This is a genomic window from Aestuariibaculum marinum, assembly GCF_014596975.1.
Classification (GTDB): domain Bacteria; phylum Bacteroidota; class Bacteroidia; order Flavobacteriales; family Flavobacteriaceae; genus Aestuariibaculum; species Aestuariibaculum marinum.
This window is the reverse complement of record NZ_JACVXD010000008.1, coordinates 15,561-31,501: the sequence shown is the minus strand read 5'-3', so window position 1 is coordinate 31,501 and position 15,941 is coordinate 15,561. Positions and strand designations below refer to the sequence as shown.

15 protein-coding genes are annotated in these 15,941 nt (G+C 35.6%); 7 read left to right on the top strand and 8 right to left on the bottom strand.

Annotated features, from left to right (window positions below):
- Positions 1 to 3 precede the first annotated feature (3 nt).
- The 3 genes from ICJ85_RS12710 to ICJ85_RS12700 form a co-directional block, all read right to left on the bottom strand.
- Complete coding sequence (locus ICJ85_RS12710) at positions 4 to 600, bottom strand: LemA family protein (protein ID WP_188224178.1); 597 nt, start codon at positions 598 to 600, stop codon at positions 4 to 6.
- 86 nt (positions 601 to 686) lie between these two features.
- Entirely contained in the window at positions 687 to 1,016 is a 330-nt protein-coding gene (locus tag ICJ85_RS12705) for a MerR family transcriptional regulator (RefSeq protein WP_188224177.1), read from the bottom strand.
- Entirely contained in the window at positions 1,016 to 1,987 is a 972-nt protein-coding gene (locus ICJ85_RS12700; protein ID WP_188224176.1) for a M23 family metallopeptidase, read from the bottom strand. The genes ICJ85_RS12705 and ICJ85_RS12700 overlap by 1 nt, the downstream gene beginning before the upstream one ends.
- A 219-nt stretch (positions 1,988 to 2,206) precedes the next feature.
- Between ICJ85_RS12700 and alaS the strand changes: the two genes are divergently transcribed.
- The 4 genes from alaS to ICJ85_RS12680 all read left to right on the top strand — a co-directional run bounded on the left by alaS (position 2,207) and on the right by ICJ85_RS12680 (position 7,807).
- Entirely contained in the window at positions 2,207 to 4,819 is a 2,613-nt protein-coding gene (gene alaS / locus ICJ85_RS12695; RefSeq protein WP_188224175.1) for an alanine--tRNA ligase, read from the top strand.
- Between the two features lie 39 nt (positions 4,820 to 4,858).
- Entirely contained in the window at positions 4,859 to 5,806 is a 948-nt protein-coding gene (locus tag ICJ85_RS12690; protein WP_188224174.1) for a GSCFA domain-containing protein, read from the top strand.
- A gap of 598 nt (positions 5,807 to 6,404) precedes the next feature.
- Entirely contained in the window at positions 6,405 to 7,019 is a 615-nt protein-coding gene (locus ICJ85_RS12685) for a DUF4230 domain-containing protein (protein ID WP_188224173.1), read from the top strand.
- Positions 7,020 to 7,054: 35 nt separating this feature from the next.
- Entirely contained in the window at positions 7,055 to 7,807 is a 753-nt protein-coding gene (locus ICJ85_RS12680) for an enoyl-CoA hydratase/isomerase family protein (RefSeq protein WP_188224172.1), read from the top strand.
- On the opposite strand, the gene ICJ85_RS12675 is transcribed toward ICJ85_RS12680, so the two are convergent.
- From ICJ85_RS12675 to ICJ85_RS12665, 3 genes are all read right to left on the bottom strand, one after another.
- A complete protein-coding gene (locus ICJ85_RS12675; RefSeq protein WP_188224171.1) occupies positions 7,808 to 9,568 on the bottom strand; it encodes an aromatic amino acid hydroxylase in 1,761 nt (586 codons plus the stop codon).
- A gap of 113 nt (positions 9,569 to 9,681) precedes the next feature.
- Entirely contained in the window at positions 9,682 to 10,251 is a 570-nt protein-coding gene (locus tag ICJ85_RS12670; protein ID WP_188224170.1) for a DUF4136 domain-containing protein, read from the bottom strand.
- 141 nt (positions 10,252 to 10,392) lie between these two features.
- On the bottom strand, positions 10,393 to 10,557 hold the full coding sequence (locus ICJ85_RS12665; protein WP_188224169.1) for a DUF5522 domain-containing protein: 165 nt from the start codon (positions 10,555 to 10,557) through the stop codon (positions 10,393 to 10,395).
- 396 nt (positions 10,558 to 10,953) lie between these two features.
- On the opposite strand from ICJ85_RS12665, the gene ICJ85_RS12660 reads away from it, so the two are divergent.
- Genes ICJ85_RS12660 through hemL form a run of 3 tightly spaced genes read left to right on the top strand, consistent with a single transcriptional unit; the run spans position 10,954 to position 13,983 of the window.
- Positions 10,954 to 11,868, top strand: a complete 915-nt coding sequence (locus tag ICJ85_RS12660; protein WP_188224168.1) for a 1-aminocyclopropane-1-carboxylate deaminase/D-cysteine desulfhydrase — start codon at positions 10,954 to 10,956, stop codon at positions 11,866 to 11,868.
- A 3-nt stretch (positions 11,869 to 11,871) separates the two neighbouring features.
- Positions 11,872 to 12,681 carry a glucosaminidase domain-containing protein gene (locus tag ICJ85_RS12655; RefSeq protein ID WP_188224167.1) on the top strand — a complete coding sequence of 270 codons (810 nt, stop codon included), beginning with the start codon at positions 11,872 to 11,874 and terminating at the stop codon, positions 12,679 to 12,681.
- A 15-nt stretch (positions 12,682 to 12,696) separates the two neighbouring features.
- The gene (gene hemL, locus ICJ85_RS12650) at positions 12,697 to 13,983 is read left to right on the top strand and encodes a glutamate-1-semialdehyde 2,1-aminomutase (RefSeq protein WP_188224166.1); all 1,287 of its coding nucleotides are present in this window, start codon (positions 12,697 to 12,699) and stop codon (positions 13,981 to 13,983) included.
- Between the two features lie 76 nt (positions 13,984 to 14,059).
- On the opposite strand, the gene ICJ85_RS12645 is transcribed toward hemL, so the two are convergent.
- Positions 14,060 to 14,539: a hypothetical protein gene (locus ICJ85_RS12645; protein WP_188224165.1), complete on the bottom strand. Its 480-nt coding sequence runs from the start codon at positions 14,537 to 14,539 to the stop codon at positions 14,060 to 14,062.
- A 94-nt stretch (positions 14,540 to 14,633) separates the two neighbouring features.
- Positions 14,634 to 15,797: a hypothetical protein gene (locus ICJ85_RS12640; protein WP_188224164.1), complete on the bottom strand. Its 1,164-nt coding sequence runs from the start codon at positions 15,795 to 15,797 to the stop codon at positions 14,634 to 14,636.
- Positions 15,798 to 15,941: the final 144 nt, after the last annotated feature.

Genomic DNA, 15,941 nt, shown 5'->3' with positions numbered 1-15,941 from the left:
TTTTTAGTTAAAATCGAATTCTACATCTACAGGTTGTTCAGCACCAACTTCAGCATCAAAATATGGTTTGCTATCGAAGTTCAATATACCTGCTAATAAGGAATTCGGAAAGGTTTTAATATGTACATTATACGGTTTGATAGCTTCGTTATAACGTGTTCTTGCTGTTTGAATCGTGTTTTCAGTGCTTGTTAATTCGTCCTGAAGCTTTAAGAAATTCTGATTCGCTTTTAATTCCGGGTAACGTTCAACTGTTACTAATAAACTTTTTAAGGCACCACTTAAGCCACCCTGCACCTGATTGTATTGAGCTAATTGCTCGGGTGTAATATTATTAGGGTCGATACTTATAGATGTCGCTTTTGCACGAGCTTCAATAACATCGGTAAGGGTTTTGCGTTCAAAATCGGCAGCACCTTTAACGGTGTTCACTAAGTTTCCGATTAGGTCATTTCGGCGTTGGTAAGAGGTTTGTACATTACCCCAGGCTTCGCCAACATTTTCGTTTAGAGTAACAGCTGTATTGTTAAAGCCTTTACCCCAAGAGTATAATCCGAAAACAATTATTGCTACAATAATCCACGGTAACCATTTTTTCATAATTATATAAATTTTAGCTGTTTTTAATTAACGATTGTTAGACGCAACTTTTAAAAGAATGTTACTTTATTTAAGGAAAAGAATATTTAAAGATGCTCTTTAATCTTTAAAAGTTGATTTTTAACATCCTCTAGTTTGCTTATAATTTCAAAATTTGAAAGGGTATCCTTTTTTCCTTCTTTCAAATGCGTTTTAGCGCCTTCAAGTGTAAACCCGCGTTCTTTTACCAAATGGTAAATAAGCTTTAAGTTCTTTATGTCTTCGGGCGTGAACTTTCGATTGCCTTTAGCATTTTTCTTAGGCTTTAGCGCATCAAATTCCTTTTCCCAAAAGCGAATTAACGAGGTGTTTACATTAAATGCTTTAGCAACTTCGCCAATACTGTAATAACGTTTTTCGGGTAGTTCTATATGCATTAGTCTAATGATTGGTTTTCTAATGAGGCGTGTTCTAATAGTTCGTTAAACTCTTCGGCTGTTAAACTTCCGTAATAGAAATTAATAGGGTTTATACGTTGTCCGTCTTTAAATATTTCATAATGACAGTGAGGTGCTTGCGAGCGCCCGGTGCTTCCAACAAAACCAATAAGGTCACCACGTTTCACTTTTTGATTTTTCTTTACGTTGTATTTGTACAAATGGGCATACAAACTAACATAACCATAACCATGGTCTATTCTAATGTGGTTCCCATATCCGCTGGAACGGTTATCGGCGCGCGTCACAACACCATCGCCAGTGGCATAAATTGGAGTGCCTCGTGGCGCAGTGAAATCCATGCCCCAGTGCATTTTTCTAACTTTGGTAAACGGATCTGATCGCATACCAAAACCAGAAGCCATACGGGTTAAGTCTTTATTGCTTACGGGTTGAATCGCCGGAATAGCCGCTAGTAATTTTTCTTTTTCTTCAGCGAGTTTAGTGATTTCATCAAGGGATTTCGATTGCACAACAATCTGTTTTTGTAAGATGTCTAAACGCTTGTTGCTTTCTATAATCAGTTTCGAATTATCGAAACCTTCTAAATTTTTATAGCGGTTAATCCCTCCAAATCCGGCTTTTCGTTGTTCTTCCGGAATCGGGTTGGCTTCAAAATAAACACGATAGATATTATTGTCACGCTCAGCGATATCTGATAAAACGGCTTCGGCTTCCGCCATTTTTTTGTTTAATAATTCGAATTGTAATTGTGAATTTTGCAATTCACGTTTTAAAGCACGCTCTTTAGGCGACTGAATATACTGACTCGCGATAAAAACAAAAAGAAAACCAAAAAGAGCAGAGCCTAATAAAAACACAAAAGCGTACTTAAAAGTCGTCCTTTTTTTGCGTTCTATTTTCTTATAAGATAACGATTCTGAATCGTAATAATATTTTACCTTACTCATTTCTTAATTTATTCTATTTTTGCACTTTATATTAAAAGCAATTCAAATTTGTTTTTTCTTAAAGCAAACGACTAAACATTTGAAATATTATTAGAAGTAAAAGCCAATAATAGCAAATGTAAAGTAGATTTTATAAGTTTGATTTTAACAAGGAAGTAAAGATAAAAATTTGTTTTGTAATTAATGTAATTTAATAAACATAGTAACCATTTTATATAAATGAAGTCACAAGATATTCGAGCTAAGTTTTTAAGTTTTTTTGAAGATAAAAAGCACACAATTGTACCATCGGCACCTATGGTGTTAAAAGACGATCCAACCCTAATGTTTATTAATGCGGGTATGGCGCCTTTTAAAGAGTATTTTTTAGGAAATGCTGTGCCTAAGAGTAATCGTTTAGTCGATTCTCAAAAATGTTTACGTGTTTCAGGGAAACATAACGATTTAGAGGAAGTGGGGTACGATACCTATCACCATACGTTGTTTGAGATGTTAGGAAACTGGAGTTTTGGTGATTACTTTAAAGAGGAAGCTATCGCTTGGTCTTGGGAGTTACTAACCGAAGTATTCGGTATAGATAAAGATATTTTATACGTAACCGTTTTTGAAGGTGATAAGGAAGATGGCCTTGGTATGGATACCGAAGCCTATGATTTATGGAAACAGTTTGTTCCAGAGGATCGTATTCTAATGGGGAACAAGAAGGATAACTTCTGGGAAATGGGTGATCAAGGACCTTGCGGACCATGTAGTGAGATTCACGTCGATATTCGTTCGGCCGAAGAAAAGGCAAAGATTGCAGGTAAAGATTTAGTAAATATGGATCACCCACAGGTGGTTGAAATCTGGAACTTGGTATTTATGCAATACAATCGGAAAGCGAACGGAAGTTTAGAAAGTCTTCCGGATAAACATATCGATACCGGTATGGGATTTGAGCGTTTATGTATGGTGCTTCAAGGTAAACAATCTAACTACGATACCGATGTGTTTACGCCAATTATTAGAGAGATTGAAGCGATTACACACAAAGAATATGGTAAAGACGAGAAAACCGATATTGCGATTCGCGTAATTTCAGATCACGTTCGTGCTGTAGCCTTTGCTATTGCCGATGGGCAGTTACCAAGTAACACTGGAGCAGGTTATGTTATTCGTAGAATTTTACGTCGCGCGGTACGTTACGGATTCACATTCTTAGATAAAAAGGAACCATTCATTTACCGTTTGGTAGAAGTGTTATCTCAAAAAATGGGACATGCTTTTCCAGAGATTAAAACGCAAAAACAAATTGTTGAAAACGTTATTAAGGAGGAAGAAAATTCATTTTTAAGAACCTTAGAGCAAGGGTTGGTGTTATTAAACCGTATTGTTGATGAAACCAAAGGCTATGCTGTTTCAGGAGAAAAAGCGTTTGAATTATACGATACTTATGGTTTTCCAATCGATTTAACGGCCCTTATTTTAAATGAAAAGGGGTTAAAGTTAGACGAAGCAGGGTTTAAAGCACAGCTTGAAAAACAAAAGAACCGTTCGCGTGCGGCAAGTGAAATGAGCACAGACGACTGGACTATTTTGCATGATGATGCTGTTGAAGAATTTGTTGGTTATGATACCTTAACGGCCAATGTAAAAATTACACGATATAGAAAAGTAGTCTCAAAAAAGGATGGTGAAATGTACCAGTTGGTGTTCAATTTAACTCCATTTTATCCAGAAGGAGGTGGACAAGTTGGAGATAAGGGGTATATTGAAGCAGCCAACGGTAACGTGACTTATATTTTAGATACAAAGAAAGAAAATAACGTCATCATTCATTTTGCAAAAGAACTTCCTGAGGATGTAAACGGAGCGTTTAAAGCGATTGTAGATGAAGAAGAACGTGCTCGTACAGAAGCCAATCATTCGGCAACGCACTTGTTGCATCAGGCATTACGTGAAATTTTAGGAACTCACGTCGAGCAAAAAGGTAGTGCAGTGCAAAGTAAATCGTTACGTTTCGATTTTTCTCATTTTGCGAAATTAACCGATGAAGAATTACGTGATGTTGAAAACTTCGTTAATGCGCGTATTGAAGGTAAATTGGCATTAGAAGAAAAACGAAATATTCCAAAAGAAGAAGCGATTGCCGAAGGCGCTATGAGTTTGTTCGGAGAGAAATATGGCGATACGGTTCGAGCGATTCGTTTTGGACAATCGATAGAGCTTTGTGGGGGAACACACGTTAAGAATACTTCAGATATCTGGCATTTTAAGATTGTTTCAGAAGGCGCTGTAGCCGCTGGTATTCGTCGTATAGAGGCGATAACTCACGATGCTGCTAAAGAGTTTTATTTCGATAATAACCAAGCGTATTTCGAAATGAAAGCCCTACTGAATAATGCTAAAGAACCAGTTAAAGCTTTACAGAATTTACAGGATGAAAATGCAGGTCTTAAAAAACAAATTGAAGCCTTATTAAAAGACAAAGCTAAGAATGTTAAAGGTGAACTTAAAAGTGAATTAACCGAAATTAACGGTGTTCAGTTTTTAGCAAAGCAGTTAGATTTAGATGCAGCAGGAATTAAAGATGTTGCTTTTGAAATTGGAGGTGAAGTTGATAATTTATTCTTGTTACTAGCAGCCGAAAACGATGGTAAAGCATTATTATCTTGTTATATTTCTAAAAACTTAGTAGCCGATAAAGGTTTAAATGCTGGTCAAGTGGTTAGAGAGTTAGGGAAGTACATTCAAGGTGGAGGCGGAGGCCAACCGTTCTTTGCTACTGCAGGTGGTAAAAATCCAGCAGGAATACAAGAAGCCTTAGAAAAAGCAAAAGATTTTATCGCTTAATAAATAGATATTCCCGTGCAAGCGGGAATCTTTTTTTATATGAAGTTTCAAACCGAAATACCATTAAAGCAACAAACCGATAATCTTATTGATTATCATTCTAATTTGTTGTTGCTAGGGTCCTGTTTTGTTGAAAACATAGGAGAGAAGTTCAATTACTTTAAATTTAAAAGTCTTCAAAACCCATTTGGAATTTTATTTAATCCGAAGGCTATTGAAACTTTAATCAGTAGAGCAGTTCAAAATAAGAAATACACAGAATCCGATTTAATATTTCATAATGAACAATGGCATTGTTTCGATGCGCATTCTAAATTGAGTGATACTTCAAAAGAGAATTTATTAGATAGCTTGAATGAAGCACTCCATCGAACACAAGAGCGAATGCATCAGGCAACGCATATTATAGTTACTTTAGGAACTGCTTGGGTATATCGTTTTAAAGAAACGGAAGCTTTTGTGGCGAATTGCCATAAGGTCCCTCAAAATCAATTTGATAAAGTGCTCTTGACGACTGATGAGGTTAGGGAGTCGTTGATATCTATTAAGACAATGGTTCAGGCAGCAAACCCGAAAGCAACTATCATATTTACCGTTTCTCCGGTTCGTCATATAAAGGATGGATATGTGCAGAATACGCGAAGTAAATCGCATTTAATATCGGCAATCCACCAATTGGTAAACAAGAAAGATGTGTTTTATTTTCCATCTTATGAGATTATGATGGACGAACTTCGTGATTATCGCTTTTATAACGATGATATGCTGCACCCAAGTGCGCTGGCTGTTAATTATGTCTGGGAGAAATTTTCCAGTGTTTGGATTTCGAATAAAGCGCAGGAAACCATGGGAATGGTGAGAGATATACAAAAAGGCATGCAACATAAACCTTTTAATCCAGATTCCGAAGCACATAAAACCTTTTTGAAGCGTCTAGATGAAAAAAAAGAAATGGTTCAGAGTAGGTTTGATCATATAAAATTTTAAAGTTTAATAGTAATAAACCTACGATGCCTGTAGGGTGATGCTTTAGTTGTAGTTATTTGGAATACAGTTATTTGCGAGGTGTTGCGGATTAACTTTTTTTATAACACTTAATCGAAAAGTTCCTATCTGTTAATCAAAATGAGTTAATTTTATTAGGCTATTAATCAATTCATATTAGAAACATCAATTGCGGGGCTCGAAAACTCGATTATGCGGTTGATGTTTTTTTATGTTTATAAATGAATAACTTTTTTATAACCTATTGGTAATAACAGTAAGCTGTAACCTTTATAATTTTACAACCGTTTAGAATTAGTTGAGTTTAGCATTTGTTAGGCTTTTTATGTCGAAGGGAAACAAATGTTTTTAAACTTAATTTTATTAGTTTTCTAGCAAACAAAGCGAAGTTTATTTTAAATTAAAATAAGCATAATATTTACTTAATCTAATTTCTAAATTACATTTCTATCTTTGTGTTGCTATTAATCAAAATTACATTAGTTAGGCTCTATATGTCGGAGCAACTAGTGTTTTTTTTTGTCCAAATATTTCGTAATCCATCACTTTTAAATTCTAAAATAATATTTAATTTTAGGGGATGCGAAAAATATTGTTAGGAGTTTTTATTACTCTATTCGTTTTATTAGTTGTTAAATATTGTGAAGATAAGCGTCAGGAGGAAATTACGCTTAAGGAGCATAGTGCCATTATTGAAAAGGAAATAAAAAATGTGGGTAAACTGGTGGTTACCGAAGGCCGCTTTAGTGAAGTTTACAATTATAAAAATTCTAAAGAAATATTTGGGGATTATTTTACTTCAGAAAAAAAGGCCCTGGTTGTTGTGAATGCCGATGTTACGGTGGCTTACGATTTAAGTAAACTGGAGTTTAAAATAGATGAGAAACATAAAACACTTATTATTTTAAATATTCCTGAGGAAGAAATAAAAATATATCCAGATATCGAATATTACGATGTGCAATTTGGGTTTTTTAATCCCTTTGAAGCTAAAGACTATAATGCTATTAAGGATATTGTAAACACATCATTACAGAAAAAAATTGAAGCCTCTGAAATTAAAGCTAATGCAAAGAATCGATTGGTAAGTGAGTTGTCTAAGCTCTATATGTTGACTAATTCTTTGGGGTGGACATTGCAATACGATAATACTCCGATTCTTAAAAGTGATGCGCTTAAAAATTTAAAACTTTAGTTTTTTACGTATCTTCATCCCGCAAAGAAAAACACATGAGTCAAGCTTACGTAACCATAGAGGTAAAAGATCAGGTAGGGTATATCGAATTTTATCATCCGCAACATAATGCTATGCCAAGCGATGTGTTGTCTCAATTAGAGCAAACCATTATCAATGCGGGAAATGATGATTCCATTTCAGTATTGGTTTTAAAAAGTGGAGGCGACCGAACCTTTTGTGCCGGCGCCAGTTTTAATGAATTAATTAGTATTGAAGATGCTGAAACCGGAGAACAATTTTTTTCCGGATTTGCTAAAGTCATTAATGCGATGAGAAAATCACCTAAACTAATTATTGGACGGGTGCAAGGTAAAGCTGTTGGAGGTGGTGTTGGCTTAGCAGCAGCAACCGATTATTGTTTTGCTACCAAGTTTGCTTCTGTAAAGTTGAGTGAGTTAAGTATTGGTATTGGGCCATTTGTTATCGAGCCTGCGGTAACTCGTCGAATAGGGTTAAATGCGATGTCGCAAATGACATTAAATGCAGAAACTTTTTTTACTTCAGAATGGGCTAAAACTAACGGACTATACGCAGAAGTGTTTGAAGATATATCAGCTTTAGATGAAGCTGTTGATACTTTAGCCAAAAAACTAGCGGGTTATAATCCGGAAGCTTTAAGCCAAATGAAGAAAGTGCTTTGGGAACAGACCGAAAACTGGGATGTTTTGCTTAAAGAACGCGCTAAAATTAGCGGAACCCTTGTGTTAAGTAAGTTCACCAAAGACACCTTACAACGATTCAAATAATTAGACGTTTACTTTAGAATTGATAATTTTTAGACCATCATCAATCAGTTTGCCTACTTGTGGTTTATTCTGTTTGATGTGTTCTAAATGATTCAATATGCATTTGCACAACACCGTCTCATCACCTTTGAATGCTAACTCATAAAGTTCAACTGGTAACAACCAATCGGTTGGGAAATGCTCAATAAGTTCATCAAGAACTTTGGTTCGTGAAATGGTTTTGTTTTTGCCGTCTCTATAATCTCTTACTTGTTGATAAAGCGCTTCTAATTGCAATCGCTCCTTAGATTTTTTTATATGAATAGTTTCAGAAGTTGGCTTGTGAGTGATTAAATTGAAGCTGTTTAAATCGGCAGGACCGGAAAATGCTGAAACCACTGATTTCCCCACTGCCATATCATAAACGCCCCATTCGGGTTTAAATAATACTTTGCTGTGATGTGTGACTGTACAGTTTTTAAAACTTATCATTATTATTTTTCCTTGAAGATTACGTTTTCCGGTAATGATTTCACCCGAAACTATAATGTCGCCTTCAAACTCAAGTGTTACAGCTTCTTCTTCAAAAATATTGTAAGCCCTTAAATCTCGCGGACTCATGTCTTCAATAGCCAGGTTAATACCTTTTAGTTTACCAATGGGAGAACCAAAGCCCTTGTTATGCGTTAATGTACCATGGCCAACTAATTCCTTTTCTCTGTATGATAATGCCGATGGACCGGTGGTTTGTACATAAATAGGTAAACCTTGGTCTTCAATGACCTCACTAAATACCCCTGAAATTTGTATGCCGGTGCTCAATTCTATGGTTCCTAAAGCCTTTGATGTTATTAATTTATTAATTCCCATCAGTCCGCCTTTTCGTAAAGCCATCGTATTGGCAAAGGTTTCTAATACCAGACTTAAATGTGCAAAATTAGGTGTTACGTATAGTTGCGGTTGCGGTTTGGTAATATCAAAATCCTGATACGTGGCTTCAATAGTGTAGGGGAGTTTTTTTACGGCATCGGTCATGCACCAGGCACTTTCTCCAATAGACGATAATAAGCCCGCACCATATATTTTGGGGTTTTCAATACTTCCTATTAAACCGTATTCAACTGTCCACCAATGAAGGTTTCTAATCAAAGCCATTTCGCTGGGCTCGCCCATATTTTGCTGTAAGTCTTCTACTTTTTTTTCAGCTTGATGGATCACTTCTTTTGAAGAATTAGGAGCTTCTTTAATTATAGATAAATGCCTAACGGCTTCATATAATTCGTAGTCTTTAGCAGATGAAATGGCTTTGCAGCCTATTTCTCCAAACCGACGTAAATACTCAGCATATTCAGGGTTGGCGATAATAGGGGCATGACCAGCACCTTCATGAATAATATCGGGCGCAGGAGTGTATTCAATATGTTCTAATTGTCTGATGTCGCTGGCGATAACCAGTACATTATAGGCTTGAAATTCCATAAAAGCATTGGGAGGAATAAAACCATCTACAGCAACGGCAGCCCAGCCAATATTTTTTAAAATACGATTCATCCCATACATGTTGGGAATACTATCAATAGAAATTCCTGTTTGTTTTAAACCTTCAAGATATGAGTTGTGAGCCACGGCACTTAAAAAGTCTACATTTTTACGCATAACATAACGCCACACCGCCTGATCGATGGAAGAGTAGTGTTCGTAATTTTGCGGCTTTATATATTGTAAGAGATGCCTGGGTAAGCGATCTAAAATAGGGTTAGATTCAATGTTGTTTGGTGTCATGTTTTTAGTTTTAGTTGTTAATTACAAGATACAAATTATGAAAAACATGATGGAAGGTAGGGTGTTAAATAAAACAAAAAAAGCAACTTAAATAAGTTGCTTTTTGAAATGGATTATTTTTTTTGTCCCGGTGGATATTCGGCTAAAATTTCGGCTACAAATTCTTTTATCAAGGCCTCTTTCTTTTCCATATTTTGGGTGAGATAACCGGTTCCCATGCCTTGCCAAACCAGTTCTTTTTTGGAGGCATCTATTAAGTCGATGTATAAAACGCCTTCTGTAGAAGTGGAAACAGATGGCTGATTCCAACCCCAGCCCCAACCAGGACCGAAACCTGCACCGTAAGGACCCCAGCCGCCCCAACCCCAGGCTCCATAGCCCCAGGCATTATTGTAAACATCTACACGTTGGCTGGATTTGGTGAACAGGCTAACTAATAGATCAGGGTTTTCAGATTTAGTAAAACCTTTAGCTAAAAGTTCAGCTTCAATAGCTCGCAAAATACGACGTTTATCTAAATCGTTAATTTCGGCTTTATCAATACCGGTTTTATAAAAAGCAAAGGTTTTATAGTTTGTAAAATTGGCCTGCTTATCGTAATCGGTAGCAACTTTAATCGAGCTACAGGAGGTTACAATTATGAGCAGAGCCAAAAACGGAACAATTTTAAGTACTTGTTTCATGATGCAATTTTTTTATGGTTATAGTAAATTTAATAAACTAAACGTGAATAATTTAAACAAATAAAGGTTTTAACACAACCTTTGATGTCAGTTAAGTTTTATAAAAAGCATCAATAATCGTACCAATTGACGAGTTGTAGTTTAGTGCTCTTGTTTGTTGGTTTTGGTATTGTAACCATAAGGGCAATGTCTGCACCCACTTTCACAACAATAACCACGTTTTAAATGGTATTGCTCTGTGAAACAACGATAGCCTTCGGGGGTTAAGTAGTAGTCGCCTTCTTCAATGGGGATTCTCTTTTTCATATGGGCAAAATTACTGTATTTTATGAGATTTATAATACTTTTGATAAAGTTCATGCTTCGGTGTTAATATGATTATCGTTTTAAAATATATGGTTCCAAAGGGGTATTCGGGAATTACCTTGTTCCCGTTTGTGATTTTAAATGATGAACAACTCAAAACAAATTGTGTTTTTATTAATCATGAGCAAATTCATCTAAAGCAACAGCTTGAGTTGCTAGTAGTGTTTTTTTATCTCTTTTATGGTGTTGAATTCGTAATCAGATTATTTCAATATAAAAGTTGGTATTTAGCTTACAGGAATATTTCATTTGAACGTGAAGCTTTTGCAAATGAATTCGATTTAGATTATCTAACGCATCGCCGGTTTTGGAGTTTTTTAAAGTATCTTCGCAGTCATGATATTTCAGTTAAATCAAAGCATAAATCAAAAAATTGATCTTCCTAATAATTCAGCAATCGAACTGTTTGTTAAACGTGAAGACCGAATTCATGATTTCGTTTCCGGGAATAAATATCGAAAGCTGAAATACAATATTCTTGAAGCCGATAAGTTAGGTGTTAAGACACTGCTGACATTTGGAGGGGCGTTTTCAAATCATATTGCTGCAGTGGCTTCGGCCGGTCAGCTCTTTGGTTTTAAAACAATTGGTGTTATTCGTGGGGAAGAATTAGCATCTAAAATTGAAAGTAACCCTACATTACAATTTGCCAAATCGTGTGGTATGCAGTTTGAGTTTGTGAGTCGTGAAGATTATCGAAAAAAAACTTCGGAAGCATTTATTAACAGGTTAAAAGAAACGTTTGGTGATTTTTATCTAGTACCTGAAGGCGGAACCAACGATTTAGCCGTAAAAGGTTGTGAAGAAATTTTAACAGACGGAGATGAGGTGTTTGATTATATCTGTTGTGCGGTAGGTACTGGTGGAACCATTTCTGGGTTAATTAATTGTTCAAAACCCGGTCAACAAGTTTTAGGATTTCCTGTTTTAAAAGGTGATTTTTTACAACAAGATATTATTAAATTTGTATCGAAAACGAATTGGAAGTTAATAACCGATTATCATTTTGGAGGTTATGCCAAGGTTAATCGTGAATTAGTAGAGTTTATAAACAGGTTTTATAATCAAAATGAAGTGCCTTTAGATCCTGTTTATACTGGTAAGATGTTGTTTGGTATTAACGATTTAATAGTGCAGGGGTATTTTCCTGAAGGAGCAAAAATATTAGCGATTCATACTGGAGGATTACAAGGTATTCCAGGGATGAATGCCATATTAAAAAAGAAGCAGTTACCATTAATAGACATATAAAGAATGAATAAATTTTGGGTTGTATTAGGATTGTTAGCTATTCTAACAAGTTGTAAAACCAAAAAAGTGGCCACAACAAAACGAACAAAACCATCTACCGAGCGTGTTGTGGTAAGAGAGCGTGAAACGACTACAAGGCCGGTTGAAACTAAGCCCTCGGAAACAAAGGTTTATGCTAGCGCCACAGAAAAATACATTGATACTTATAAAGACATTGCAAAAACAGAAATGCAACTTTATAACATTCCGGCGAGTATTACTTTAGCTCAGGGTATTTTAGAGTCGGGTTCAGGTAACGGGCGATTATCAGTAGAAGCAAATAATCATTTTGGAATTAAATGCCACGAATGGACGGGAGCCAGAATTTATCATGATGATGATAGAGATCAGGAATGTTTTAGAAAATATGTCGATGCTAAATATTCGTTTAGAGATCATTCGTTGTTTTTAACGGAAAGAAAGCGTTATGCCGATTTATTTAAACAAAAGCCGGGAGATTACAAGGCATGGGCTCGCGGACTAAAAGCAGCGGGTTATGCTACCGATAGAAAGTACCCGGATAAATTAATCAGTTTAATAGAACGATACGATTTACATAGATACGATGAAGAAGTTTTAGGAACAGCTTATGAACGTATCGATTATTCAAAAGAAAAACAAAATAATAATACCATACACACCGTAATTAAAGGCGATACTTTGTATTCTATTTCTAGGCGCTACAATACTACGGTACAAAATATTCAAAGATTAAATGGATTAAACGGTACTAATATTAGTATTGGTCAGGATTTAATCATTTCAACAAATTAAAATAATAAAAGAGATATGATTTATAAACGCAGTAGCGCATTATTTGCTGAAGCAGAAAAGGTAATTCCTGGAGGTGTTAACTCGCCGGTAAGAGCCTTTAAAGGCGTTGGAGGAACTCCTATTTTTGTAAAGGAAGCTAAAGGTGCGTATTTGTTTGATGAAGATGGTAATAAACTTATAGACTATATAAACTCCTGGGGGCCTATGATTTTAGGTCATGCTTACCAACCGGTTGTTGATGCTGTTGTTGAAAAAGCTAAAAAAGGAACTTCTTTTGGAATGCCCACCGAAATAGAAACTGAAATTGCCGAATTAGCTGTTTCTATGGTGCCTAATATTGATAAAATACGATTTGTAAATTCGGGTACCGAAGCCTGTATGAGTGCTGTTAGACTGGCGCGCGGATTTACAGGAAAGGATAAAATAATAAAATTTGCAGGTTGTTACCACGGGCATAGCGATTCGTTTTTAATTCAGGCAGGAAGTGGTGCCAGTACCTTTGGGACACCAAATAGTCCCGGCGTAACACAAGGAACAGCGAAAGATACCTTATTAGCAAATTACAATGATATCGATAATGTAAAAGAGTTAATAGCTGCTAATCCAGATGAAATTGCTTGTATTATTATTGAACCCGTAGCCGGAAATATGGGGTGTGTACCACCGCAAAACGACTTTTTACAGAAACTAAGAACCGTTTGTGATGAAAACAATATTTTATTGATTTTCGATGAGGTCATGACGGGATTCCGTTTAGCAAAAGGTGGCGCACAGGAATTATTCGGAATAAAAGCCGATATCGTGTGCTTCGGAAAAGTTATAGGTGGTGGTTTGCCAGTTGGGGCTTTTGCGGCCAGAAATGAAATTATGAACCATTTGGCACCGCTTGGGCCGGTTTATCAAGCGGGAACATTAAGTGGAAATCCATTGGCTATGGCGGCAGGTTTAGCGATGCTAACAGCTCTAAATGCAGAGCCTGAAATTTTTAACCGATTGGCAGAGAAAACCGAATATTTACATAAAGGTATTGCAAAAGTGTTAACTGATAATGAGATCACTCATACTATAAATCGTGTAGGATCTATGATTTCAGTGCATTTTGATGAGGCTGAGGTAGTTGATTTTACAACGGCAGCTAACGGAAATAATGATACATTTAAGAAGTTTTTCCACGGGTTATTAAACGAAGGGGTTTATATTGCTCCAAGTGCTTTTGAAACCTGGTTTATAACCGATGCTTTATCCTATGAAGATTTAGATTTCACAATTAATGCTGTAAATAAAGTCGCTAAGACTTTATAGCAACAAAAAAAGCGCGTTTCTAAACGAAACGCGCTTTTAACCAACCAAACTATAGTCAAAAACTAACTAAACTATATTATTTTCTATTTCTTTTGCCTTCAAATGATCTTTGAGACATGTTTTTTTTCATTTTCTGACCTCTTTGTTTCATTTTAGCCTGAGTGTCTTCCCATTTAGAAAATTGCTCTTCATTTAAGATAATTTTCATTTTAGCTTTAACAGCTATTTGATGGTCCAAACGGTCATTCATCATTTTGTAACGTTCCTCACTTGTGGGTTTTTGCCAATCGCCACTGGATTTTTTCGCTTTCATAGACTCCATCATGTCTTTTCTCGCCTTGGCATTTTCTAAGTTCAACTTGTATATATCATCTTGCTGAGATTTTGTTAAATCGTAATGTAAGGTCATTTTTTTTGTTCTAAGCGTTGCGGCTTGTTCTGGAGTAAGGTCGTTCATTCTATGAGGTCTCTCCATACGATCTGCAAATTGTCTTCTCTCTTGCGCAATGCCTTGTAATGATATCAAAGCAATTGCGATAGCTATAATTTTTTTCATCGTTTAATAGTTTTATTTGTATCTATGACCAATAAAAATTAAAAAGGTTTAATGTCTATTTCAATTTTAACGATTATTAACAGTTGATTCTGTTTTAATTAGGGGTGTTGTGAAGGGATAGCGGGAAGGTGAAATTAATACCCGTTTGCAAATCTGCGGCGTTATTTACGAGAAAATCCTCTTTAAGATAAACCGAAAGCTTAGCCGTTTTCCAGGCGTAGGTATAGGTGAAAGTCCAATATGTTAATGTCTTGTATAACGTGGATATGCCATGATGCCAACCGCCTCGAATCTCTTGCCATTTTCCAATGAGTTGATAGTATGAAGCTTCTTCTTTTTTATTATATCGGCTTTGAAGTTGGTAGTTAACTCCAAAGGCATGATAATGCCTGTTTTTGGTGAATTTTGTCAATTCTATGTCGGCCTCACCTGTTCCTAAGAAAGGATTGTTACCGAAGTCCATAGGATCTTTAAAATTGATAATGTTTTTACGTAAAATATTAAACCCCAGTCCCAGATTAAGAAGGTAGCTGTTTTTTAAAGTTAATGTTTTTATGCCATTTACTGAAGCACCAATATCTAAAGCGTTATTATATTTAGATGTATTCCATCCTAAATGACTTCCAAAATTGATGAAAATGTTTTTAGTCTTGTTGAATTTAAAATTAGGGTAATAATAATGATTGAATTCTATGCCATTAAAAATAAAATCACCGTTATGCAGCTCTAAGATATTTTCATTACGGTCTAAATATTCAATGTTCCCTTGATTTAATCCGTAGTAGCGTCGCCCATAGGGATCTTCTTTCCTTATAATATTGCTGTGAGTCCATTCTATAAATTCATCACTTGTTAAAACGGAAAGCGGATATTTTCCGTTAGAAATAAGATGTGACCTTAATGAAAGGTCTAATTCATGACGTTCGGCTAAAGGGATGTCGATATTAAACCGGAATTCTTTAATTACCGCATCGACTTTAATATTCATATAATCGGCAGGCGTGGTTTCTTCATCTAAGAAGAAAAAGGTACGGTCATGCCATTTCACTTCGCTTTGTGCTTTTCTAACTTCAGGTTTTTTTGGCAGGTAGGTTTCAACAAAGGGATGAAATACATTTCCACTTGAAACGTTAAAGCTAATTGATGTCGATTTGGGAACATGAATTTGAAAATTTCGACTAATTCTCGAACTAAAAATACCGAAATGATGAGTGCTTAATGTATTTGGTGTGTCAATGCCGTTTTTTAGGATATTCATATTTTGTTGTGCCCATGAATGAGTGAATATGAAAAATGTAAAATATAAAACGGTTTTTGTTGGCATATTATAAAAATATAGGGAAGAATCTATCTTTTAATATTAAGTTTATGTTGCCTGTAAATTAATTTTTAGTGTAGATAA

What these genes read in the sequence shown, in the direction of transcription:
- ICJ85_RS12710 (WP_188224178.1), bottom strand. Translation starts at nt 600, where the DNA reads ATGAAAAAATGGTTACCGTGGATTATTGTAGCAATAATTGTTTTCGGA.
- ICJ85_RS12705 (WP_188224177.1), bottom strand. Translation starts at nt 1,016, where the DNA reads ATGCATATAGAACTACCCGAAAAACGTTATTACAGTATTGGCGAAGTT.
- ICJ85_RS12700 (WP_188224176.1), bottom strand. Translation starts at nt 1,987, where the DNA reads ATGAGTAAGGTAAAATATTATTACGATTCAGAATCGTTATCTTATAAG.
- alaS (WP_188224175.1), top strand. Translation starts at nt 2,207, where the DNA reads ATGAAGTCACAAGATATTCGAGCTAAGTTTTTAAGTTTTTTTGAAGAT.
- ICJ85_RS12690 (WP_188224174.1), top strand. Translation starts at nt 4,859, where the DNA reads ATGAAGTTTCAAACCGAAATACCATTAAAGCAACAAACCGATAATCTT.
- ICJ85_RS12685 (WP_188224173.1), top strand. Translation starts at nt 6,405, where the DNA reads ATGCGAAAAATATTGTTAGGAGTTTTTATTACTCTATTCGTTTTATTA.
- ICJ85_RS12680 (WP_188224172.1), top strand. Translation starts at nt 7,055, where the DNA reads ATGAGTCAAGCTTACGTAACCATAGAGGTAAAAGATCAGGTAGGGTAT.
- ICJ85_RS12675 (WP_188224171.1), bottom strand. Translation starts at nt 9,568, where the DNA reads ATGACACCAAACAACATTGAATCTAACCCTATTTTAGATCGCTTACCC.
- ICJ85_RS12670 (WP_188224170.1), bottom strand. Translation starts at nt 10,251, where the DNA reads ATGAAACAAGTACTTAAAATTGTTCCGTTTTTGGCTCTGCTCATAATT.
- ICJ85_RS12665 (WP_188224169.1), bottom strand. Translation starts at nt 10,557, where the DNA reads ATGAAAAAGAGAATCCCCATTGAAGAAGGCGACTACTACTTAACCCCC.
- ICJ85_RS12660 (WP_188224168.1), top strand. Translation starts at nt 10,954, where the DNA reads ATGATATTTCAGTTAAATCAAAGCATAAATCAAAAAATTGATCTTCCT.
- ICJ85_RS12655 (WP_188224167.1), top strand. Translation starts at nt 11,872, where the DNA reads ATGAATAAATTTTGGGTTGTATTAGGATTGTTAGCTATTCTAACAAGT.
- hemL (WP_188224166.1), top strand. Translation starts at nt 12,697, where the DNA reads ATGATTTATAAACGCAGTAGCGCATTATTTGCTGAAGCAGAAAAGGTA.
- ICJ85_RS12645 (WP_188224165.1), bottom strand. Translation starts at nt 14,539, where the DNA reads ATGAAAAAAATTATAGCTATCGCAATTGCTTTGATATCATTACAAGGC.
- ICJ85_RS12640 (WP_188224164.1), bottom strand. Translation starts at nt 15,797, where the DNA reads ATGAATATCCTAAAAAACGGCATTGACACACCAAATACATTAAGCACT.